The sequence below is a fragment of the Variovorax sp. 20P10.2.4 genome, assembly GCF_058244205.1.
Map to the genome: position 1 here is coordinate 13,497 of NZ_JBZAYE010000001.1, position 20,956 is coordinate 34,452.

The following is a 20,956-nucleotide window of genomic DNA, read 5'->3' on the forward strand; positions in this document are numbered from 1 at the left end:
AGTGTCCACGCCGACGGAAACTTTCATCCCGAAGCGCCATTGGCTCCCCTTCTTGTCTCATCGGGCAGGCAACGCCGTATCCCAGGTGGAAGAGCCCTTAGCACAGTCACACGCCGTACAGCACCTCTTTCATCGCCGAATCGCTCGGCCTGACCCGATATTGAAAGTAGTGAATCCGCAGAATGGTATCGGTCAAAAAAACGACAGACGCCCCTCGTCGGTCCACGGGCGGTCTGGCGTCGATTTGCACAAGCCCGCCAGGGAAGCACCCGATCCATCTCGCCGAAAAATTCGCGCTTGGTCGACAGGTTCAGGTTCAAACTGAGTTGATTCAGGAAGTTACGCGTTTAGCAAACATGAGGGGCGAATCGTTCCCATTGGGCGCCTGCTTGCAGACCCTCCCTTACCCGCAACCTCGAGCGTCCCCTGCAGCGGGACTGACCCCGGCGCCCGGCTGTGCCCCAATGAGGCCATGCCCGAGTCGCACCGATGCCGCCCCTGCTCCAACCCTCCGCCGTCCAGCTGATCCTCGAGGATCACCAGGCCCTCGCGACGGTGCTGCGGGCCCTGGGCGACAGCGTCGAGCAGGCGCGCCGCTCGGCCCGCCGGCCCGATTTCGACGAGCTGCGCGCCATGCTGTTCTACCTCGACGAGATGCCCGCGCGCATGCACCACGCGAGCGAGAGCGAGCTGCTGTTCCCGAAGATCCGCGAACGCTGCCCGGCGCTGCGCCCGGTGCTGGCCCGGCTCGAGGCCGAGCACGAGCGCGGCGAATCGTCGGTGCGCGAGCTCGAGCATGCGCTGACCGCCTGGGAGCTGATGGGCGAGGTGCACCGCGAATCCTTCCAGCTGCTGCTGCACACGCACTCGACCGTCTACCTCGGCCACATGGAGGTCGAGGAAAGCTACGTGCTGCCCGTGGCCGCCGACTACCTCTCGCCCGCCGACTGGCGCGAACTCGCCGAGGCGCTGGCGCGCCAGCGCGGCGACACCGATGCCGCGATGACGCAGGGCCACCGGGCCCTGTTCGCGCGCATCACCGCCCGGACCTCCTGCCCCGATCCCACGCTCCAGAAATGACCATGCAAGACATCGACGTTCCCGTTCTCATCGTCGGCGGCGGAGGCTGCGGCCTCGCGGCCTCGCTGTTCCTCTCGCGCCAGGGCATCGCCAGCCTGCTGATCGAACGCCATCCGGCGCCGGGCCGGCTGCCCAAGGCGCGCTACATCAGCCAGCGCACCATGGAACTGCTGCGCCAGTTCGAGGTGGCCGAGCGCGTCTACGAACGCTCGATGCCGCTGGCCCACATCTCGCACATCCGCTGGTGCACCACGCTGGCCGGCGACGGCGAGCTCGACCGCCGCACCTTCTACCGCATCGAGTCCTTCGGCGGCGGCTCGCTCGCGCAGCACTATGCGAAGGACAGCCCCTGCGAGTCGACGCTCTACCCGCAGGTGCGCATGGAGCCGCTGCTGCGCGAGCTGGCCTCGGCCGAGGCGAACGCGCAGGTGCGCTACCACCACCAGCTGCAGTCCTTCGAGCAGGACGACAACGGCGTGACCGCGCGCGTGCTCGACCGCGACAGCGGCGAGGAATACCGCGTGCGCGCGAAGTACCTGATCGGCGCCGACGGCGGCAAGACCGTGGGCCCGGCGCTGGGCGCCGTGATGAGCGGCGCGACCGACCTCGCGCACATGGTCACGGTCTACTTCCGCGCCGACCTCTCGAAGTACTGGGACGACGACCATTCGATGACCACCTGGTTCGTCAACCCCGAGGGCGGCTCCTGGGCCAGCGGCGTGCTGGGCCAGCTCGGGCCCACGCGCTTCGGCCGGCATTCCGAGGAGTGGATGTTCCACTTCAGCTTCCGGCCCGACGATCCCTCGCGCTTCGAGGAGTCGTCGCTGCTGCCGCGCATGCGCGAGCTGCTCAAGATCCCCGACCTGCATCCCGACATCATCGGCATCGGCCACTGGACGGTCGAGGGCGTGCTGGTCGACCGCTACCGCTGGGGCCGCGCGCTGCTCGCGGGCGATGCCGCGCACCGCCATCCGCCGACCACCGGCCTGGGCCTGAACTCGGCGATCCAGGACGCGCACAACCTGGCCTGGAAGCTCGCGGCCGTGCTGAAGGGCGAGGCGCACGACAGCCTGCTCGACAGCTACGAGGCCGAGCGCCGCCCGGTGGCCGCGTTCAACATCCAGTGGGCGCTGATGACCTTCCAGAACCACCAGCTCACCGATGCCGGCATCGGCCTGGTGCGCGGCAACGCCGAGCTGAGCCAGGCGAACTTCCGCCGCTACTTCGCCGATGACGCCGAGGGCCGCACGCGGCGCGCGCGGCTGGCACAGATCATGGAAGTGCAGCGCATGGAATGGCAGGCGCACGACATCGAGCTCGGCTATCACTACGACCTCGGCGCCGTCATGCCCGACGGCACGCCCACGCCCGAGCGCGATCCGCTGGGCCAGACCTACGTGCCCACCACCCGGCCCGGCCACCGGTTGCCGCATGCCTGGCTCGAGCGCGACGGCAGGAAGATCTCCACGCTCGACCTGGTGCGCCCGGGCCGCTTCACGCTGCTGACCGGCCGCCAGGGCTCGGCCTGGGCCGACGCCGCGGCCACGCTGGCGCATGGTGCCGGCCTGCCGGTGGACATCGTCGAGATCCACGACACGGCCGCGGTGCGCGACATCGAAGGAACCTGGCGCTGCCTGCGCGGCGTGTCGTCGGACGGCGCGATCCTGGTGCGGCCCGACCAGCACGTGGCCTGGCGCGCCATGGGCCGCAGCGACAGCGCGCGCGGCCAGCTCGCGGCCGCCTTCGCGAAGATCCTGCAGCGCGATCTCGCGGCCTGACATTCCAACGAACGAGGAGACAGCCCCCATGCAACGACGCACCCTGCTTTCGCTCCTGGCCACCGGCGCCCTGGCCCCCGCGGCCTTCGGCGCCGCTGCCCAAGGCAACTGGCCCAGCCAGCCGATCCGCCTGATCGTGCCCTACCCGGCCGGCGGCGGCACCGACTTCTTTGCGCGCCTGGTCGCGCCCGGCATGGGCGAGGTGCTGGGCCAGCCGGTGATCGTGGACAACCGCCCCGGCGCCTCCGGCATCATCGGCGCGACCGCCGTGGCGAAGCAGCTCGCGCCCGACGGCCACAACTTCCTGCTCGGCGACATGACCACCTATGCGGTCAACCCGGCGATGTTCGACAAGCTGTCGTACGACCCGCTCAAGGACCTGCGCACCGTGACCATGACCGCGAAGTTCGACTTCCTGCTGGTGGTCAATCCCAACACGCTGCCGGTGCGCAACCTGCAGGAACTGATCGCGCTGGCCGCGCGCACGCCCGAGGGCCTGAACTACGCCTCGCCGAGCGTGGGCACCACGCACCATCTCGCCACCGAGTTGCTGGCGCGCGAGACCGGCATGAAGCTGGTCGCCATCACCTACAAGGGCGGCGGCCCCGCGGTGCAGGACCTGCTGGGCGGCCAGGTGGGTTTGATGTTCCTCGACCGCGCCACCGCGCGGCCGCACATCGAGTCGGGCCGGCTGCGCCCGATCGCCGCGGCCGGCGCCAAGCGCATCGCGGCCTATCCCGAGGTGCCGACCGTGGCCGAGCAGGGCGTGAAGGGTTTCGAGGTCGAAGGCTGGCAGGGCTTCACCGTGCGCACCGGCACGCCCGATGCCGTGGTGCAGGCGCTGCAGGCCGCCTATCTCAAGGCCATCGCGCCGGCCGAGATTCGGCGCAAGCTCGGCGAGGCGGGCATCGACCCGGTGGGCGGCACGCCCGAGCAGTTCACCCAGTACATCCAGTCCGAGACCACCAAGTGGGGCCGCGTGGTGCGCGAGCGCGGCATCAAGGCCGAATGACGGCTACTTGAGGCAGGTCTTGGTGAAGACGCCATCGTGCGCGGCCGTGGCCTCGCAGGCCGGCGCGGCGGTCTGGATGACTGTGGCGCCGGCGGCATCGTCCTTCTCCACCGCCCACGCCATGGGCGCGAGGATCGCGAGGAAGAACGACCCCAGCAGGGCAGCACCGGCTGCCAGCGATCCTATTTTTTTCGTCATGTGCGGCTCCTGGTGCTTGCCGGGCAACAGGCCCGGCGCATGGGGACCGATGGTGGAGGCCGGGCGGGTGGGGACCCGTCAGTGCCGGAGCACGGCGTTTGTAGGCGGGCGCTGAATTCAGGACTACAGGGCCGCGCTAGTGTTTGAAAGCAGTTCACCCAGTACATCCAGTCCGAGACCACCAAGTGGGGCCGCGTGGTGCGCGAGCGCGGCATCAAGGCCGAATGACGGCTACTTGAGGCAGGTCTTGGTGAAGACGCCATCGTGCGCGGCCGTGGCCTCGCAGGCCGGCGCGGCGGTCTGGATGACTGTGGCGCCGGCGGCATCGTCCTTCTCCACCGCCCACGCCATGGGCGCGAGGATCGCGAGGAAGAACGACCCCAGCAGGGCAGCACCGGCTGCCAGCGATCCTATTTTTTTCGTCATGTGCGGCTCCTGGTGCTTGCCGGGCAACAGGCCCGGCGCATGGGGACCGATGGTGGAGGCCGGGCGGGTGGGGACCCGTCAGTGCCGGAGCACGGCGTTTGTAGGCGGGCGCTGAATTCAGGACTACAGGGCCGCGCTAGTGTTTGAACCCTGATTCGCGCTGCGCGCGAAGCGCAAGGATGAAGACGGTATCGATCTCGGCCAGGTAGCGGTAGAGCGCGACGTATCCACGAACGCCTTTGCCGATCACCAGCTCTCGCTTGCCTTGCCGCACCGGCCTTCCGATCAGCGGACTGTGGGTCAGGACTTGAATCGCCTGGATGATTTCGTCGACCCGCTCGGGCATGTCCGCCGCCTGGTGATGCGCCATGTGCTCCACGAAGCGATCTATGTCCTCGAGGACGGCTGGGGCGAGCTCGATACGCGCCACAGGGTCAGCGCGCCCCCACACGGGCGCGCGGGCGGCGCGGCTTTTCTCCCTTGGCGCGGGCCTCGAGGTACGCCTTGGCATCCGTCCAGGAGACCGTCTGCCGGGTTTGCAGCAGCAAAGCCCAGCGCTCCTCCGCCACGCGGTGCAGTTCCTCATCCATCTCGCTGCGCTCGACGGTTTCCGCGAGCGTGTCGAGGATGAATCCATGAGACGTCTTCCCTGCACGCTCCGCGGCCGCTGCAATCCTTGCCTTCAGAGCGTCTTCGATTCGGATGGTGGTGGTAGACATGCGAGTCCTTCTCTTGGTCAGAGGTCGTGAGCCACTGTAGCACAAATGTGCCGCAAACAGCTCATACCTCGGCGCGCACTGAGAGAGAAGGCCCCTGTCATCGCACACCCCGTCAGCACCACGAAGCCACGCACCAGCTCGGGCCGTAGCCGCCGCGCCGCCCGCATAGCCGCCGAGCGTGGCGCCGAGCGCATCGACAGCGCAGGGGTCCAGACGATTGCGCCGCTGGCCGTGAGGCGCGGCTCGGATCAAATTGGAGTCCGACCCCAATATCTAGCAGAAGCACACCGGCAGGCCTTGGTCAAGACGCGGTCGTGAGCGTGGCATTGCAGGCTGGCGCGGCAGTCTCAGTAGTGCTGCCCTCTCAGAAACAGAAAACTACCACCCTATCAACTCACGCGCCCGGGCCAGTTGGTCAAAAATTTTAAGATATTTTTTGCTGAGCCAAAATTCGCCGTCCATCGACTACTCGGCTGATATAAAAACCATTGCAAACGGGACAAACTTCATTTGGAAACCGGATCTTGTGCACATCACAAAACCCCCCAGAAAAGAATGGGGAATATGAAGACTCAGTAATCACCCACGATTCCTCATTTGTAAAATTTGGCAAATTTCTCAAGTGCTCCGGAATATCATCCCATCCGCAATTCTTAAAAATCTGTATGTACCCGCCTTGACTTTTTAAAATCTTCAATGCTTCGGCAAGATCAACATCATGCAGCTTTTTGATCCAATCCACAGCACTTTTCGCGCCTCCGGCTTTAATGGTGCACCAAATATCAAAGTCAACTGGATTTTTCATCGAAATTATCTCTTCGGTACAATTCGACCACCAGCAATTACATAACTAGTATTGTGATTATCAACAGTAAACCTGAACGGGGGAGCAACGAGTCCATCCTTTCGGGTAAGAGGAATAATTCTCGAGCTTTTCTGAGGGGATCCAGCCTCCTGAAGAGCCTTCAATACCGCCTGATCGCCCTTGAATATCAAACTACCATTTGGCCCCGGATCCCAATAGCCGCTCGCTGCGATGTTTCCGTCCGGATGAACGTGATCGATCAAGATTTTATTACCATTCAACTCCCCAATGCTTACATAGTCTTTGCCCCCCGAATAAAGAGTATAGCTTCCACCTCGGCCATTTCTTCCCGGGCCTAGTGTATAAGTAACGGCAAACTCGACTTCATGTTTAGCGCTAAGGTTTGCTAACTCTTGTACCGTTGGCCGCTTGGGTATCCCCACTCCAGCCGCCCCAGGCAACCCTTCCCCTACTCGTGCGCCATACAACAAATCACCAACAGCGCCAGGCTCCCGAAGCAAATTCCTATCACTCGCAGCAGTAGATCTTGATGCAGTCGGGCTCGACGGCCGCGCCAAAACCGCAGCGGTCAAGCCAAGCCCAAATTCTGCGTACTCGGATACGGGACTACTGTAAGGCACCCTCAGCGAATTCAGGTACGGAATGTAATCCGGAGACCCAGGATTAGCGCCCCAAAGAAGATTGAGCCCCCCCTCAATCACTCCAACAACAAGATTACCTGGAACCTTTGGAATATCCTGAGCAAACGTCGCCAAATCTCGCTGGAATGGTGTCAGCTGTTGTCTCTGCAGGCTTCCAGTCTCCATTCCTTGATCAACAAAGCTAGAACGACCGCCCCTGACATCAACTCCTCCCGTTAGGACCTGTCCAATTGTCGTGCCTCGCATCGCTGGCGATACCTGCTCAGTCAAACTCCACTGGACAGGAGGCACAACAGACATCGGAATGGCAGGCTTCTTTTCAAAGATGCTCGCTACAAACGCAACATCGTCTGCGCGAGCTTGCATACTCTGACGACCCTCATTGCCATAGGACTCCGCCTGCGCGGCTTCTTCCTGCGCTTTACGAAACAATTCCGCTCTATTACTAGACTCTTTGGCAATGTATGAGCCTCCAAGCGCTGCGTCCGCGCTGGTCAAATTGTTCGGATCAATTGTGAATGTCTGCCCAGGCTGCACGATAGGTGTGCCCTTCGCGTCGAAGTCAGCTTGCGTCAACTGACCGGTGCGCAGCAATTGCCCATAGCCTGCGCGCTGATCAATTTTCATATCCGCGAACATCCTCAGCACGCTGCCTTGATTACCAATGGCCCCGGTGATGCGTCCCAGCGCATCGATGGGTCGGCCGTCAATGGACGTGGGCATGCCACCAGTAGGGATGCCCGCATATCCACCACCCGGTCCCGTATAGCCAGTTGACGCACTATCGTTCCAATCGTTATCGTTGCGCCCCGGGGCGACTTCCATCGCCATGTCAGGCAGCCCGGTGTCGAACTCCGGCGAAGGTGAACTGCTGCCAGCACTGCTCCTGTTGACCGCAGCAAGGCTTTCCCCCAACGCATTGCCAAAGGCATCGGTCGCGACTTGAATTACACCAACTTTGCCGCCTCTGAGTGCGGTCGCGGTTAGGCCCGCTGCAATTCCAGAGGTCAATTGCGTACCGAATTGACCAAGCGGGGTATCGCCGAAGAAATCCGCTGCTGGTCCGGAAACAGCCGCGCCAACTCCTGCACCGACCGCAGATGCGGCAACCCCTCGCCAGTTAAAGCTCGACTGCAAACCAGTAGCAACTGCTACGCCCTGCGTTACCGCATTGGAAACGGCAGATCGAGCGGCGAAAGCCCCCAGCTTTTGGGGCGTGTCGAGCTTGCTGATATCTCCAAAGGCTCCGCCTACTCCTGCGGACACTCCTGCGCCCACTGCGCTCAAGGCAACGCTCTTCCAGCTGAAGCTGTCTTGAGCGCCAATCGCAATGCCGACGCCTTGGCTGACGATGGAACCAACCGCTCCGCCGACCACCGCAGCGCCGATTGCAGTTGCAGCCCCAATCCCGGTCAGCGCTACAGCCCCACCCATACCGACAGCACCCGCAATGGCCCCCCCGGTCATGGCGGCTCCGCCCGCGGACATGATGCCAGCCAGCCCGGCATCCGCGAGCGCGACGCCCGCCCCCACCCCGGCTTCAACTCCGGCCATGGCAACAGCAGCGGCCCCAGCGGTGAAAACCGCCGCGACCACGGCCACCACCGCCACGATGATCTGCCCGACCCCACCGCAGCCTCCCCCCTGGCCACCAGGCGCCGCCATCATCGTCGCCGAGTCGTTATAAACCTTGCTTGGGTCGTAGGGCTTGAACGTATTGGCGTTGTTCGCGTTGCTGGTAGCGGCCGGAATGCGCAGCACCTGGCCTGGCCTTAGATCGACGTTGCCGCTCAACCCATTCGCATCGGCAATCAGGTACCACAGGCTCGAGTCGCCATACACACCCTTGGCAATGCCCTGCAGCGTGTCATTCATGCCCACCGAGTACGTGCTCGGCGCGTCTCCAGGATAAGTGCGGCTGATCGGCTGATAGCCAAAGCTGAAATCGCTCTGCGGCGTGAAGATCGGACCGAATTGCGTGTACGGCGTGCCATCGAAACGGCTGTCCGTGAGCAGGCCATAGCGGCCGAGCACTTCCCCATTCACCACCAGCTGATGTTGCGCATTCATGCGCTTGTCGGGCGTGAACTCGTTGGTGTAGTACGAGTACACCACGTTGCCGTTGGCATCGCTCACGAAGTTGTGGACGCGCAGATCCGGTTGCTTGGTCTGACCGGGGTCGCCAGTGGATTTGAGGTGCCCATTGGTATCGTAGTTGTACCCAAGAATGCCCAAGGAAACCAAAGCGTTCGTACCCGCCTTTCGAGTTTCACTACTGCTCGTTGACGTACGGTATCCCTCGGCGCGCTCGACCGCGACCGTCGTGTCGGTAAACGTGAGATTGACAGTGTCCGCCACCTTGTACGACAAGGCATTGCCCATGTTGTCGTACGTGTAGTTGACCGCGCTGGCGGCCACCATGTATTCGGCAGTCGACTGATAGGTCACCCGACCGTTGCGGTCGTACATGCTCGTACGTCCCTGCAGTGCATCCGTGCCGTTGATGCCGCGATAGGTGCGGTGCAGATTGACATAGTCCGCGCCCAATGCCGCAGGAGCACTCGAGATCAGGCGGCTCGCCGCATCGTAGCCTCGCGACTCCACCAACGCCCCGTCACGCACCGTTGTCGTCAGACGGTTGAGTTTGTCGTAGCTGTAGGTCTCGACGATGTTGCCAACCACCGGTGTCCACTGGCCGTTGACCTGCACGATGCGCATGCCCGAATGCTCGTCGGTCTTGCGATTGCCGTTGCGGTAATAGGTGAGCTTGTGGCCCTCCGCCCCCAGGACGCTGCCGTCTGCCGTGGCCGAATCAACCAGCGTCTGGCGATTCATCTGGTCGTACGCGAAGTAGCGATCGGTCGTCTCGGGCTGGTCCACCTGACCGATGGTCGTGCTCGTGCCGGTATAGACCACCTTGGTCTGGGTGTGGGTGCGGTTGCCGACCTTGTCGTAGTCGATCGTGATGTAGGCGTTGCCGTCCGCAATCCAGCGCAGGCGTCCCAGGGCGTCGTACGCCATCTGGTTGTCCTGGTAGGTCACGTTGTCCTGGGTCGTGGTCTCGCGCACGTGGCGGCCCGCCAGGTCATAGACATAGGTCGTGACCTTGTTCGCGCCCGTGTCGTTGATCTTGACGAGCTGGCCGGCCTTGTCGTACGTGTAGCTCAGGTTCTGACCACGCGTGTTGGTCTGCTTCGTCAATTGCCGCGCGTTGTCGTAGGTGTAGCTGTAGGTCGCGCCGCCGATGTCCGTATGCCCGGAAAGCTGGCCGAAGTAGGTGTAGCTCCACGTTGCCAATGCACCGTTGGCGTCGTATTCGCCGATCTTGCGGTTCATCGCATCGTAGGCCGCCCGCGTGACCTGGTTCATGTCCTGGGTGGTGCTGATGAGGTTGCCTCGCAGGTCGTAGGCATAGCGAATGATTTCGCCAGCGCCATTGATCTGGTTGAGCTTTCGCCCGGCCTGGTCCCACTTGTTCGTTTCGACGATCGCCTGATTGGCGAGGACGGCCGGCGCGTAGAGGTTCGGCCAGCCCCAGACGTCCACCGCCATGTGGGTGGTGGTCGTCAAACGCCCCAGCGCGTCGTACTTGAAGGTGGTCGCGACCCCTTCCGCGTCGACCGTCGCCAGCTTCTGGCCAAACACGTCGTAGCTGTTGTTGACCGCCTGGCCGTCGGCCTGGATCTCCTGGATCAGGTTGCCCCGCGCATCGTAGGCCTTGCCTTGGATATTCCCCTTGGCGTCCTTCGTTGCCACTTGGCGGCCGAGCTTGTCATAGAAGAGCTGCGTGACCGGTGCCGCGGTGGTGCCCACATTTCCGTTCTCGTCGGGCTGCTTCTGCTCGACGAGCTGGTTGTTGGCGTTGTAGCGGTAGGTCGTGACCCATGCGGCGGAACGCGGGTCGCTGATGGAAGTGACATTGCCCCAACGGTCCACGTTCTGGTTGACCACCGGGCGCACGGTGCTGCTGACACCTTGGACCGTCGTGGTCTGTGTGGCAGCTACGGCGTCGGTATTGTTTTCGCTCACAGCGGCGCTGCTGGCCGCGGTATTGCTCGCCGACCCGAAAAGAGGCGGCATCAACGGCGTCCAGAATCCGGGGGAATACGACGGCGTGTTGTCTTGAACCGTGACTGGCGTCACGCCCACCTGCTCGTCCCAAGAATAGGGAATGTATTGGTAGCGCGTCTCATAGACCGGCGTGTAGCTCAGGATGACCGGCTTCTGGACCTGGACCTGCACTGGAACCTGCTGGTCCTGCCATCCAACGATGGTCCAGACGGTGTCCCACACCGTACGGTACTCCCAGTGATAAACGGTCTCGTACTGGATGTTGCCCCAAGCGTCGCGGACGTAGATCGGCTGGCCCTGCTCGTCGTAGCCCGAAACCAGGGGCGGCCCTTGCACGCCGACTTGATAGGCCTCGACGCGCGGTACCTGGGCCCAGCCCCAGACCGCGACCGACTGGGTCTGGTACTGGGTCTCGGTCACCGTCTCGTAGATGATGTTGCCGTTCTCGTCGCGCGCATAGACCGGCGTGGTTCCGGTCTGGAACAGGTAGGGAATCACGTTGACGCCCGAATGCGTCACGATGATCGGTGCCTTCCGGTTGTCCAGAACGCCGGTGGCCTGGGCGACCGCCTGCGTGGTACCGATCCCGTTGAGCGTGGACAGGATCTGGTATTCGTACATCCCGCTCGCGAGATCCGTGATGTCGACGCTCTGGGAGACGAAAGGCAAACCGGATTCGTTGTTGCCGTCGGTGCTGCTTTGCACGGGCAAGGTGCTCCAGTCGCCGGTGCTTCCCTGCGGGCGATAGCGGAACGAGAAAGTGTTGCCGGCGTTGATCGTCAGCGTGTAGGGCCACTGAATCTTCGTTCGCGGTGGCCCGGCCGGATTGCCGGATTCGTTGTTGTTGCCGCCGCTCGTCACGGTCTGCACCGTCACGTTGGTGATGACCGGAAGGTTGGCTGGGGGAATCCACTGCGGCAGGACCCATCCAGTGCTGATCACCTGGCCCGTGGCATGCGCATATGGAACTCCCTGGCCTTCATGGATCCAGAGCAATTCGTAGTCGTAGGTTCCGCCGGCGACGCTGGTAAGGTCCACTCCGTCGCGTCCGTTGCCGCGATCTGCCACGGGTGCCGTGATCCAGGCCCCGTTGGTTCCCGCCAGGCGATAGCGCAGCACCTGCTCGACGCCGGCCCCCGGCGACGCCCAGGTCAGCAGTCCACTGGTGTTGTAGCCGCTTTGATAGAAACCGATCTGCGCGCTGATGGTGGCCAGCGGCGGCGACGTGAGCCCCACGGTACCGCGTGCGGTGACGGTCGCCACGCCCGTTCTCGTCGTCTGTGTGACGCGATACTCGTAGCTGCCAGGGGGCAAGGCACTCGCGTTGTAGCGCCACATGTCGCCGAAATTGACCAGCGGTGCATTGCTCCAGCCCGTCTCGCCCGGACTGCCTGCCGCGCGGATCTGCAGGGTCAGGGTGGTGGAGGGATCGTCCGGCGCATCGAAGTCGATGACCTGACCACTGTAGCCGACCGACCCTTCGGTGATCACCGGCTGCCAGGTGCCGAAGGTGTCCTTCTTGTAGATCGACACCCGCGTGACGCGGTCGATCCCGCCATTGGTTTCGTTGGGCGCATCGGCCCACTTCATCTGGTAACCGTTCGTGCCCAGGGCCGCAGTACTGATGATCTCCGTGCGAGAACGTGCGACGCCTCCAGCCATCTGAGGTGGGCCGGATTCCCCCGAGCCGCCCGGGTTGTCGCTGACCGGATAGGTTTTCGAGGTGTACTCGAGCACGACCTTCAGTTCGCCACTTCCGAGGTTGCGCAAAGGCGACCAGCCCAGGTCCACGATGTTGGTGCCGCTGTTGCCGTTCACCGTGCCGTTGCCGTCGCGAGTGGGCGAACTCGAACCTGCAATGCTGGCCTGCGTGAACAGCCGGCTGACTTGCGCACCGCCCGTGGCCTGGCTGCGCTCGGGCTGGATCGTGCTCACGACCCGTCCGAGCAGGTCATAGACCATGTCGGTACGGCGCAGGCTTGCGGCTGCCACGGCGTCGGGTGTGGAGTAGCTGGTATAGAGGTTGACATCGCTGGCTGCGGTGCCGTAGCTCGTGATGTTCGCCGTCTGGTTGCCCAGCAGGTCGTAGAGCGCAACCTTGTCGGCGCCGTCGCCCGAGTTCGTCCGCCAGACGTGTCCGGCGTTGTCGTAGTCCAGGTACTCCTGGCGGCCTCCATTGACGCCCTTGCGCGTCACTTCACCGAAGCCGTTGTATTCGAGCGCCGTGTCTACGAGACCCGCCTGGGCCTGCGTGACGGTCGCGACTGTGCCGCCGCTGACCTGGCTGCGCGATGCAGGGTCGATGACATGCGTCTGCTGGCCGAGCTTGTCGTACTGGTAGACGCGGAACATCGTGCTCGAGACGTTGTCGTTGTCGGTCACCAACTGCCATTCCTTGGCGATGTTGCCGCGCGCGTCGTAGGAGCTATAGTGATTGAAGCCCGCCGCGTCCGTGGTCTGCGTGGCGTGGCCCATCTTGTCGTACTGCGTGAAGGTCACGCGGTCCGCGTTGATGTCGACGTTGTTGTCGGGATCGGTGTCCCATGCCCACGTGCCGCCAGCGGTGTAGAGGACGAGATTGCCGTCGCTCTGCATCACCAGATTGACGCTGCCCTTGCCGTTGGTGTAGGTGTGCCAGATGGCGCCACTCGGGCCATACAGCACCACGTTGCCGTCGGCCTGGACGTCCAGGCTCGTGGCACCGGACCCGGAGGTGTTCGAGGTCCAAAGGACCTGGTTGTTGTCCTGGCGGTCATAGACCACCAGGTTGCCATCGGTCTGCAAGGTGAAGTTGTAGCGGCCGTCGGCCGAGTAGATGCTTTGACCGGGCAAGAGGCGTTGCCCGGAACTCAGCGTGGACGCACCGGGAGATGCAAGAGCGTCGGCAGATGGCGAACTCTTGTAGACGTGCGTCTCGGTCTTGACCACCACGTTGCCATAAGCATCGCGTTGGAACTTGGTCACGGCCGTCAGGTTGCCGTTGCTCGTGCTCGGGGAGGCCGTCGCACGCACGCGGCCCAGCGCGTCGTAATAGCTGTAGGTCGTCCCGCCATTGGCGTCGGTCGTGACGGTCAGGTTGCCGACCGCGTCGTAGGCATAGCTCGTGACCAGGTTGGCACGGGTGCTGGTTCCGTTGGCGCTGGCGCTGAACTCGACGCTCATGCGCGTCTCGCTGGTCTTGCGACCCATGCGGTCGTACGCATAGGCGACCTGGCGATCGTTGACCGCGTCGGTGGGAGCGGTCGGCACCGCCGCCGGCGCGGCCGCGGCGTTCCATCCCACCACCGGCTTGGCGTACTCGCTGCGCAGGGTCACGTTGCCCCACGGGTCGAACTCCTGCTTGGTCAGATAGCCCAGCGCGTCGACCGTAGCGATCTGCCGACCCGCCAGGTTGTAGTAGTTGTTGGTGTAGACCCAGGTGTTCAGCGCCGCGTTCTTCAACAGGCCAACGCGAGTGATCTCTCCGAAAGCGTTGTACGTGTTGACCGTGGTACGCCCGGCCGTGGCGTACTGCGAGGCCGCCGCCGCCGACGAGTCGTAGGTATAGGAGACCGGCTCGATAACCTTGATGGCCCGTCCGGCCCGGTCATAGGTGGTCGTGATCTTGCGATCCTTGCCGTGATCGATGCCAGCGGCATTCACCGCGGTGCTGATCTGGGTGACGCTCAGGCTCGCCGGCGTGGTGCTGGCCAGCGTGGTCGCGTTGGCAAAGCGGGTCAATTCGTTGACCTCGCCCCAGACGTTGTAGACGTAGCCGGTCACGAACCCCAGGGCATCCACGTCGTAGGCGAGCCGGCCCAGGAGGTCATAGGCCTTGTAGCTGTAGCTGCCGGCCACGTCCTTGTTGGCGATGGCCTCTCCGAACACGTTGTATGTGGTGCGCGTGTCCAGCGTGGTGGTTGTCTCGGTGCGCGTGGCCAGCCCGCTCGTGCCGTTCGTCGTGAGCGTGTCGCCGGCCGGGTTGTAGACGTTGACCGTCGGGAAGATCGTACGAACCTGGTGTCCGACCGCGTCGTACTCGTAGCTCGTGACGCGTTGTTCGACCCGCCCGGCGGCCTCCGTCCGCGACTTCAGGTTACCCAGCGCGTCGTACGTCATCTGGGTGATGATGTTCGCCGTGGCGGAGTTGGCTGTGTCGACGATCAGCTTGCCACTCGCGTCCGTCTTGACCGCAGTGACCTCGACCGCAGGCGCGGTCTCCTTGATCATCCGCCCCGCCGCGTCGTAGATATAGGACCAGACGGAAGTCTTCTTGTTGGTGAAGCTGACCTTCTGTCCCAGACCGTTGTAGGTATAGCTCTCCGTGTTGCTCAGAGAGTCGGTCGTACTCAGCATCCGACCGGCAGCATCGTAGACAAAGGTGTTCGTGCGATCCAGCGTCGGCGCTGCAGAAACCGCAGTTCCGATCCCCGCGTTGGTCGTGGATGCGGGAATCGAATACCAGTATTCGGTCGTTTGCGTGACCAGATCGAGGCCGTTGTAGACGTTCTTCTTGACGAAGCCCATCGGGTCCACGGTGTAGACCAGACGATTGGCGCCGTCGTAGGCACGTTTGACCGTGCGATCGTTGGTGGTGTCGGCCGTCAGCAGCGCGCGCAGCGTTTCGACGCTGGCCGTCAAATTGGACTTCAGGGAAGTCAGGACGATCGACTTGGCGTAGCTCTTGGTCTGAATCGCATTGCCGACCGCGTCATAGGACGTCTCCGTCACTGCGCCGATGGCGTCCACCGCCAGGACCAGTCGGTTGGCCTTGTCGTAGGCTGCGCGCGTCACGCGATCGGACACGTCGTAATCGGGGACTCGAGCCGTTCTCACTTGCGCTTCGGTGAGCTTGCTGGTCGCCGTGGGAACCGCTACCGACTTGCCGTACGCATAGCGGGTCGTGACGTTCCCGTTCTTGTCGTAGACGGTTTCGGTCAATCCACCCAGAGCGTCCGTCACGAAGACCCGGCGGTTCGCCGTGTCGTACACCATGTCGGTGATGCGATCGCCCGCCCCCGCCACGGCCGCCGAGGCGAGTGCCGTGGCCGAGATCGCCGTGGCGTACTGAATCGTCTTCAGAACGTTGCCGTTCTTGTCGTAGACCAGCTGGGTGACGCCCCCGACGCCATTCGCGCGCCAGATCATGCGGTCGGCGCGATCGTAGAGATAGCGGTCATGCGCATCCGTTGCCGGATTCGCCACCAGGGCGACGGCTGCTGCGAGCGCGCTGGTGGTCGCGGCGGTGGCAGTGGGCACCGGTGCCGCGTACGCGAACCGCTCCAGCACGTTGCCATTGCCGTCGTAGATGTTGCGCGTGACCGCCCCGATGCCGTCGATGGTGTAGACGGCGCGATTGACCTGGTCATACACCGTGCGCAGGCGCAGATCCAGTGCCGTGTTCGGCGTCGGTGCCGGAACCGTGCCGACGGTCCAGTTGGCCATCACGATGCGCGCCGCGTAGGCCGTGCGGTCGATCACATTGCCATTGCTGTCGTAGACGAACTTGACGACTTCGCCCAGCCCGTTGACCGTGGCAACGACCCGCCCGTCCTTGTCGAGCACACGGTGTACCGTGATGTCCTTGGCCGGATTCGCGGCCGCCGGAACCTTGGCTTCGATCTGATTCACCGTCGGCGCGGCACCCAGATTTGCCGTATCGATGGGTGCCGCATAGTCGACGGTCAGGATGACGCGACCTTCCGCGTCGTACTTGGTGCGCTGCAGGTTGCCGACGGGATCGAGCGTGAAGACCAGCCGGTTCTCGGCGTCGTAGGCGTAGCGCGTGACCTGGAGATTCGGATCCGTCTTGCTCGTGAGGTTGCCGTTCTTGTCGTAGGCGTAGCTGGTCGTGAGGTTCAGGCCCGCGGGGTCCACCAGCATCTGCGTGCGCCGGCCGAGCTTGTCATAGATGTACTGGGTCGTGACCAGGTTGGGATCGATCACGGTGAGCGTGTTGCCCACGGCGTCGTAGGTGTACTGCGTGACGAGGTTCAGCCCCGTCGCATCGACCGTGCGGCTGGTCACCTGTCCCTTGAGATCGTAGGCAATCGTCGTGACGACGTTGTTGGGGTCGGTCACGCTGATCTGCTGACCCTTGGCGTCGTACGCGTAGGTCGTGATCAGGTTCAGTCCGGTGGCGTCCACGGTGCGGGTGAGCACACGGTTCGCCGCGTCATAGGCCAACGTCGTGATCGTGCCATTGGCGTCCTTGGTCGTGGCCAGGCGACCCGCGCGGTCGTAGGTGTTCGAGGTCGACGTGAGCGCCGTCGTCGTCGTGAGGAGATGCCCGTCCTTGTCGTAGGCGTACGTCGTGGTGTTGAGGTTGCCGTCCACCACGCTTTGCTTCTGCCCGAGCCGCGTGTACACCGTCGTCACGGTGATGTTTTCGGGGGTCTTGATGGCGACGCTGCGCAGTGCCTTGTCGTAGGTGAAAGTCGTGACCTGATTCAGCGCATCCGTCTGGGTCAGGACCCGATCGAAGGCATCGTAGGTCGACGAGCGTACGGCCGACGCGGCGTCGGTGGTTCCGACAACGCGCCCGAGGCGGTCGTAGCGCTGTTGGCGGACGTTCAGGTTCGCGTCCGTGCTGCTGGTCAGCCGGCCGAAGGCATCGTAGACGGCGCTGGTGATGGCGTTGATGCCCGTCGCATCGGACACCGTGCCCGTGACAAGGCCCCGGCGGTCCACCGTCATCGACTGGACCAGCTGCTGGCCGCCGCCGAGTGCCTGGGTCCGGCCCGTCAGATCACCGAACGCGTTGTAGGTCGATTGAGTGACGTTGCCTTTTTCGTCGGTCGCCGTGGCAACCTTGCCGGCCGCGTTGTAAGTGAAGCTCTGCGTGCTGTCGAGCGGGACGTTCCTGAGAGCGGCGACGCTCGTCTTGAAAGCATCGGTCGCCAGTCCGCCGGTGAGACCCGTCAGGCTGAGGAAGCGGGCGGCATAGCGGGTGGAATAGTCCAGCTGTCCGATCGGGTTGTAGTGCTGCTCGGTGACCTCGCCGCGCGCGTTCACGCTGTGCGTCAGGCGGCCATCCGCGTCGTAGTAGAAGAGCGTCTTGTTTCCGTAGGCGTCCGTGGTGCTGGTGCGGCGGCCGGCCGTATCGTATGCATGGGTCAGTCCGTACTGCGACCAGATGGCGTCTATCTGCGCCTGGGTCTGGCCGGCCACGAGCAGGGCTCCCCCTTCGGCCGTGAGCTCGCCCGTGAGACGCCCCTGGATGTCATAGCGCGCATTGATCGTCTGCACCTCGGCCGTGCCCACCGCATTGGTGGTCTTGACCAGGTTGCCAACACTGTCGTACTCGTACGTGGAGACCGTGCCTTCGAAATTGGTGCGCTGCGTGACGCGGTTGAGCTTGTCGTAGACGCTCGTCGTGGTGCGGAAACCTCCGGCAGTCGCCGGACGCAGGCTGGCCACTGTGGTGGCGGTCGTCATCGACGACAACAAGGTTGCGCTCACCGGCGTGGCGTAACGGGTGGAAGTCGTGACGTTTCCGTTGCCGTCGTAGACGTACTCCGTCATGTAGCCTTCGGCATCGATCTGGGCCAGCATCCGGCCTTGATCGTCGTACATCCAGCGCGAGGTCTGGTCCTGGGAGTCCGTCAGGGGGATCAGCTGAGCCAGCGTCCCGGCGGCGCGCAGCGTGCCGGTGGTCGGCTTGGCATAGGAGATCTGCGTGATCAGCCGACCCTTGGCGTCATAGCGCGATTCGCTCAGGTAGCCTTCCGCATCCAGGGTCCCGAGAAGCAGGCCGTCATTGTCATAGAAACGTCGCGTGACACGATCGTTGCCATCGAGTCCTGGCGTAGTCGCCGTGAATGTCGGTGCCGCGCCCAATGTGCCGGGCACCAATGTCTTGACGTACTGGGTCGTTCCGATCAGACGCGACGCGCCGTCGTAGAAGAAGTCCGTGACGGCACCCGCAGCATCGACCGTGCGCACCAGGCGGCCCGCGCCGTCGTAGAGGCGCCAGGACTTCTGGTCGCTGCCCGTGAGGCCGGGACGAAGCGCGCTCAGGCGGTTGACCGGTGCACTGTTGGGATCGGCGTAGTAGCTCGCCACCGCGGTCGTGGAGGCCGCCGTGGCATAGACGATCTTCTGCGTGACCTGGTTGTTCTTGTCGTAGACGTATTCGGTCAGCGCGTTGGTGCCGTCGATCTCGGCGATCAGGCGCCCCGCTTCGTCGTAAACGCGTCCGGTGGACACCCCCGTCGGATCGACCTGGCGGATCAGCCGCCCATCCTTGTCGTAGCTGTTCGTCGTGGCGCCGAGGTTGGGTGTGGCGGCCGAGCCTTGCGTCACGCTCGTGAGCCGTCCATTCTTGTCGTAGGCGCTGGTCGTGATCAGGCCGTTGGCCAGCGTGACGACGGTCTTGTTGTTCGCGTCGTCGTAGCTCGTCAGGGTGGTCTGGTTGAGTGCATTCAGGCTCGAGAGCACGCGCCCCTTGCCGTCGTAGGTGAACACGGTGCTTCCCGTGGTGGCACTCACCGTGCTCAGCAGCAAGCCGGCGCGATCGTAGACGTACTGGAGCACGGATTGAGTACCGTCGGCAACGCCATTGCCGCTGGCGTCGACCGCCCCAAAGACCGTCACCTTCTGGATCTGGCCGCGGGCGTCGTACACGGTGTCGGTGCGGCTGGCCTGCGTGCGGTCCTGCGTGCCCGTCCAGGTGACCAACTGAGCCTCCGTGGGCACGGCTGTTGCAGCCAAGGACGAGACGTCGTACTTGCCACCCGCATACTGCAGCGCGGTGGTCCGCTGGCCGTAGCTGTCGTAGCGGTACTCCGTCACCCGGCCTTCGGCACTCAGCACGAAGCGCAGTTGGTTTTTGCCCGTGCTGTCGTAGACATAGCGAGTGGTCAGGGGCTGACCGGGCTGACCGCTACCTGCACCGTCCGGATCGGGCGTGAGGTAGACAGTCTCGGTCAGCAACTGATTGCGCACGTCGAAGGTGCGGGTGATCGTGTTGCCGGCTGCATCCCTTTGCAGGGTCTGATTGCCGTACGCGTCGTACTGCATCGTCACCGTCAGCGCGAGCGGATCGGTGACCTGGGTGACATTGCCGTTGGCGTCATAGCTGAACAGCGTGACCTGCGAGACACCGGCAACGGCCGGCGCCTGGATCTGCGTCAGTTGTCCGGCCGCGTCATAGCTGTAGAAGGTCGCCAGGCCGAGCGGATCCGTGACCGTGGTGCGCCGGTTCGTGGTGTCGTAGGTATAGGTAGTGGTCTGACCAAGGCCATCCTTGACGGTTGCAATGCGGTTGTCGGCCCCATACGTGAACGCGAGGCTCGTTCCGTCGCTTTGCGTGACCGAAGCGATGCGCTTGCTGGTGCCATCGTAGGTATAGGTCGTGACGTACGTCTTGGCATCGGCCACGCTGTTGTCTTCGGGACTCAGGTCGACCGTCACGCTCGTCAGACGGTTCGACGTGTCGTAAGCGTAACGAACGCGAGTCAATATCACCCCGCCCGTCGCCTCGGTGCGGATCTGCGTGAGATTCGTGCCGCTGTAGTCGAAATAGGTCGTCTCGCCGTTGGCGTCGACGATCTTCTGGACCGTATTGGTGCTGCCGTTGTATGTGTAGGCAAGAGTATTGCCTACGGGATCGCTGGCAGACATCAGCCGCCCGAGGCCCGTGGACTCGTAGCGCTCCTGAAGCCCCGTATCCCCATCGGTCCAGACGAAGCGCAGGGCGGCGGAGTCGTAGGCGATCGTGTCGAAAGCCCCCGCGCCGGCCGAACTCACGTAGAGACTGCGCGCAGCGTCCCAGGCGTAGGTGGCAGCCGCACCATCGCGATCCGTACGCACCAAGGTGCTTCCGGCGGTGGCCACGGTGCCGGTGAGCTTCACGCTTTGGCCATAGGCGCCCACAGCCCAGTTGTCGCCGTTGTCGTCGTTCAGCAGACCCTGGCTGTTGTAGGTTCGAACAACCCCGACATCGCCCCCGCGCGCAACGAGCTTGTCATCCAGATCCTGCAGGACCAGGTTGCCGTTGGCGATATTGACATAGGCCAGCTCTCCGTTTCGACCCTGCCCCGCAACCCCGAGCGAGCCGCGTTGGCCCAGTGTGTTCAGAGAGGTCAGGCTCAGGCCCAGGCTGTTACCGCTGACGATGGCTACCATGATCGTGTCCGTTCGAGATCAGAAATTGATGTCGAACCACATGAGCGGCAAAGACGGATTGAGCCGCTTCCCATGGGCACCCGACACAGCACCCCGGC

General features: G+C 63.6%; 9 protein-coding genes. 3 read left to right on the forward strand and 6 right to left on the reverse strand.

The window, feature by feature from the left end:
• Window positions 1–489 precede the first annotated feature (489 nt).
• Genes AC27VN_RS00060 through AC27VN_RS00070 form a run of 3 tightly spaced genes read left to right on the forward strand, consistent with a single transcriptional unit; the run spans window position 490 to window position 3,870 of the window.
• Window positions 490–1,080, forward strand: coding sequence for a hemerythrin domain-containing protein (locus tag AC27VN_RS00060; RefSeq protein ID WP_057594193.1), 591 nt, complete (start codon window positions 490–492; stop codon window positions 1,078–1,080).
• A complete protein-coding gene (locus tag AC27VN_RS00065; protein ID WP_444814002.1) occupies window positions 1,077–2,858 on the forward strand; it encodes an FAD-dependent monooxygenase in 1,782 nt (593 codons plus the stop codon). Before AC27VN_RS00060 ends, AC27VN_RS00065 begins: the two co-directional genes overlap by 4 nt.
• Before the next feature lie 28 nt (window positions 2,859–2,886).
• A complete protein-coding gene (locus tag AC27VN_RS00070) occupies window positions 2,887–3,870 on the forward strand; it encodes a Bug family tripartite tricarboxylate transporter substrate binding protein (RefSeq protein WP_490875155.1) in 984 nt (327 codons plus the stop codon).
• A 3-nt stretch (window positions 3,871–3,873) separates the two neighbouring features.
• Here the strand turns inward: AC27VN_RS00070 and AC27VN_RS00075 are convergent, their stop codons facing one another.
• The 6 genes from AC27VN_RS00075 to AC27VN_RS00100 form a co-directional block, all read right to left on the reverse strand.
• Window positions 3,874–4,068 (reverse strand): hypothetical protein, encoded by a 195-nt coding sequence (locus AC27VN_RS00075; RefSeq protein WP_143129235.1) that lies wholly within the window; start codon window positions 4,066–4,068, stop codon window positions 3,874–3,876.
• 231 nt (window positions 4,069–4,299) lie between these two features.
• Window positions 4,300–4,494 (reverse strand): hypothetical protein, encoded by a 195-nt coding sequence (locus tag AC27VN_RS00080; RefSeq protein WP_143129235.1) that lies wholly within the window; start codon window positions 4,492–4,494, stop codon window positions 4,300–4,302.
• Between the two features lie 136 nt (window positions 4,495–4,630).
• Window positions 4,631–5,005 (reverse strand): type II toxin-antitoxin system RelE/ParE family toxin, encoded by a 375-nt coding sequence (locus tag AC27VN_RS00085; RefSeq protein ID WP_490875156.1) that lies wholly within the window; start codon window positions 5,003–5,005, stop codon window positions 4,631–4,633.
• Window positions 4,929–5,213 (reverse strand): CopG family transcriptional regulator, encoded by a 285-nt coding sequence (locus AC27VN_RS00090; RefSeq protein ID WP_203206896.1) that lies wholly within the window; start codon window positions 5,211–5,213, stop codon window positions 4,929–4,931. The genes AC27VN_RS00085 and AC27VN_RS00090 overlap by 77 nt, the downstream gene beginning before the upstream one ends.
• A 424-nt stretch (window positions 5,214–5,637) precedes the next feature.
• A complete protein-coding gene (locus tag AC27VN_RS00095; RefSeq protein WP_490875157.1) occupies window positions 5,638–6,018 on the reverse strand; it encodes a hypothetical protein in 381 nt (126 codons plus the stop codon).
• 5 nt (window positions 6,019–6,023) lie between these two features.
• Window positions 6,024–20,858: a LysM peptidoglycan-binding domain-containing protein gene (locus AC27VN_RS00100; RefSeq protein ID WP_490875158.1), complete on the reverse strand. Its 14,835-nt coding sequence runs from the start codon at window positions 20,856–20,858 to the stop codon at window positions 6,024–6,026.
• Window positions 20,859–20,956 lie beyond the last annotated feature (98 nt).

What these genes read in the sequence shown, in the direction of transcription:
- AC27VN_RS00070 (WP_490875155.1), top strand. Translation starts at nt 2,887, where the DNA reads ATGCAACGACGCACCCTGCTTTCGCTCCTGGCCACCGGCGCCCTGGCC.
- AC27VN_RS00100 (WP_490875158.1), bottom strand. Translation starts at nt 20,858, where the DNA reads ATGGTAGCCATCGTCAGCGGTAACAGCCTGGGCCTGAGCCTGACCTCT.
- AC27VN_RS00075 (WP_143129235.1), bottom strand. Translation starts at nt 4,068, where the DNA reads ATGACGAAAAAAATAGGATCGCTGGCAGCCGGTGCTGCCCTGCTGGGG.
- AC27VN_RS00065 (WP_444814002.1), top strand. Translation starts at nt 1,077, where the DNA reads ATGACCATGCAAGACATCGACGTTCCCGTTCTCATCGTCGGCGGCGGA.
- AC27VN_RS00080 (WP_143129235.1), bottom strand. Translation starts at nt 4,494, where the DNA reads ATGACGAAAAAAATAGGATCGCTGGCAGCCGGTGCTGCCCTGCTGGGG.
- AC27VN_RS00085 (WP_490875156.1), bottom strand. Translation starts at nt 5,005, where the DNA reads ATGCCAAGGCGTACCTCGAGGCCCGCGCCAAGGGAGAAAAGCCGCGCC.
- AC27VN_RS00095 (WP_490875157.1), bottom strand. Translation starts at nt 6,018, where the DNA reads ATGAAAAATCCAGTTGACTTTGATATTTGGTGCACCATTAAAGCCGGA.
- AC27VN_RS00090 (WP_203206896.1), bottom strand. Translation starts at nt 5,213, where the DNA reads ATGTCTACCACCACCATCCGAATCGAAGACGCTCTGAAGGCAAGGATT.
- AC27VN_RS00060 (WP_057594193.1), top strand. Translation starts at nt 490, where the DNA reads ATGCCGCCCCTGCTCCAACCCTCCGCCGTCCAGCTGATCCTCGAGGAT.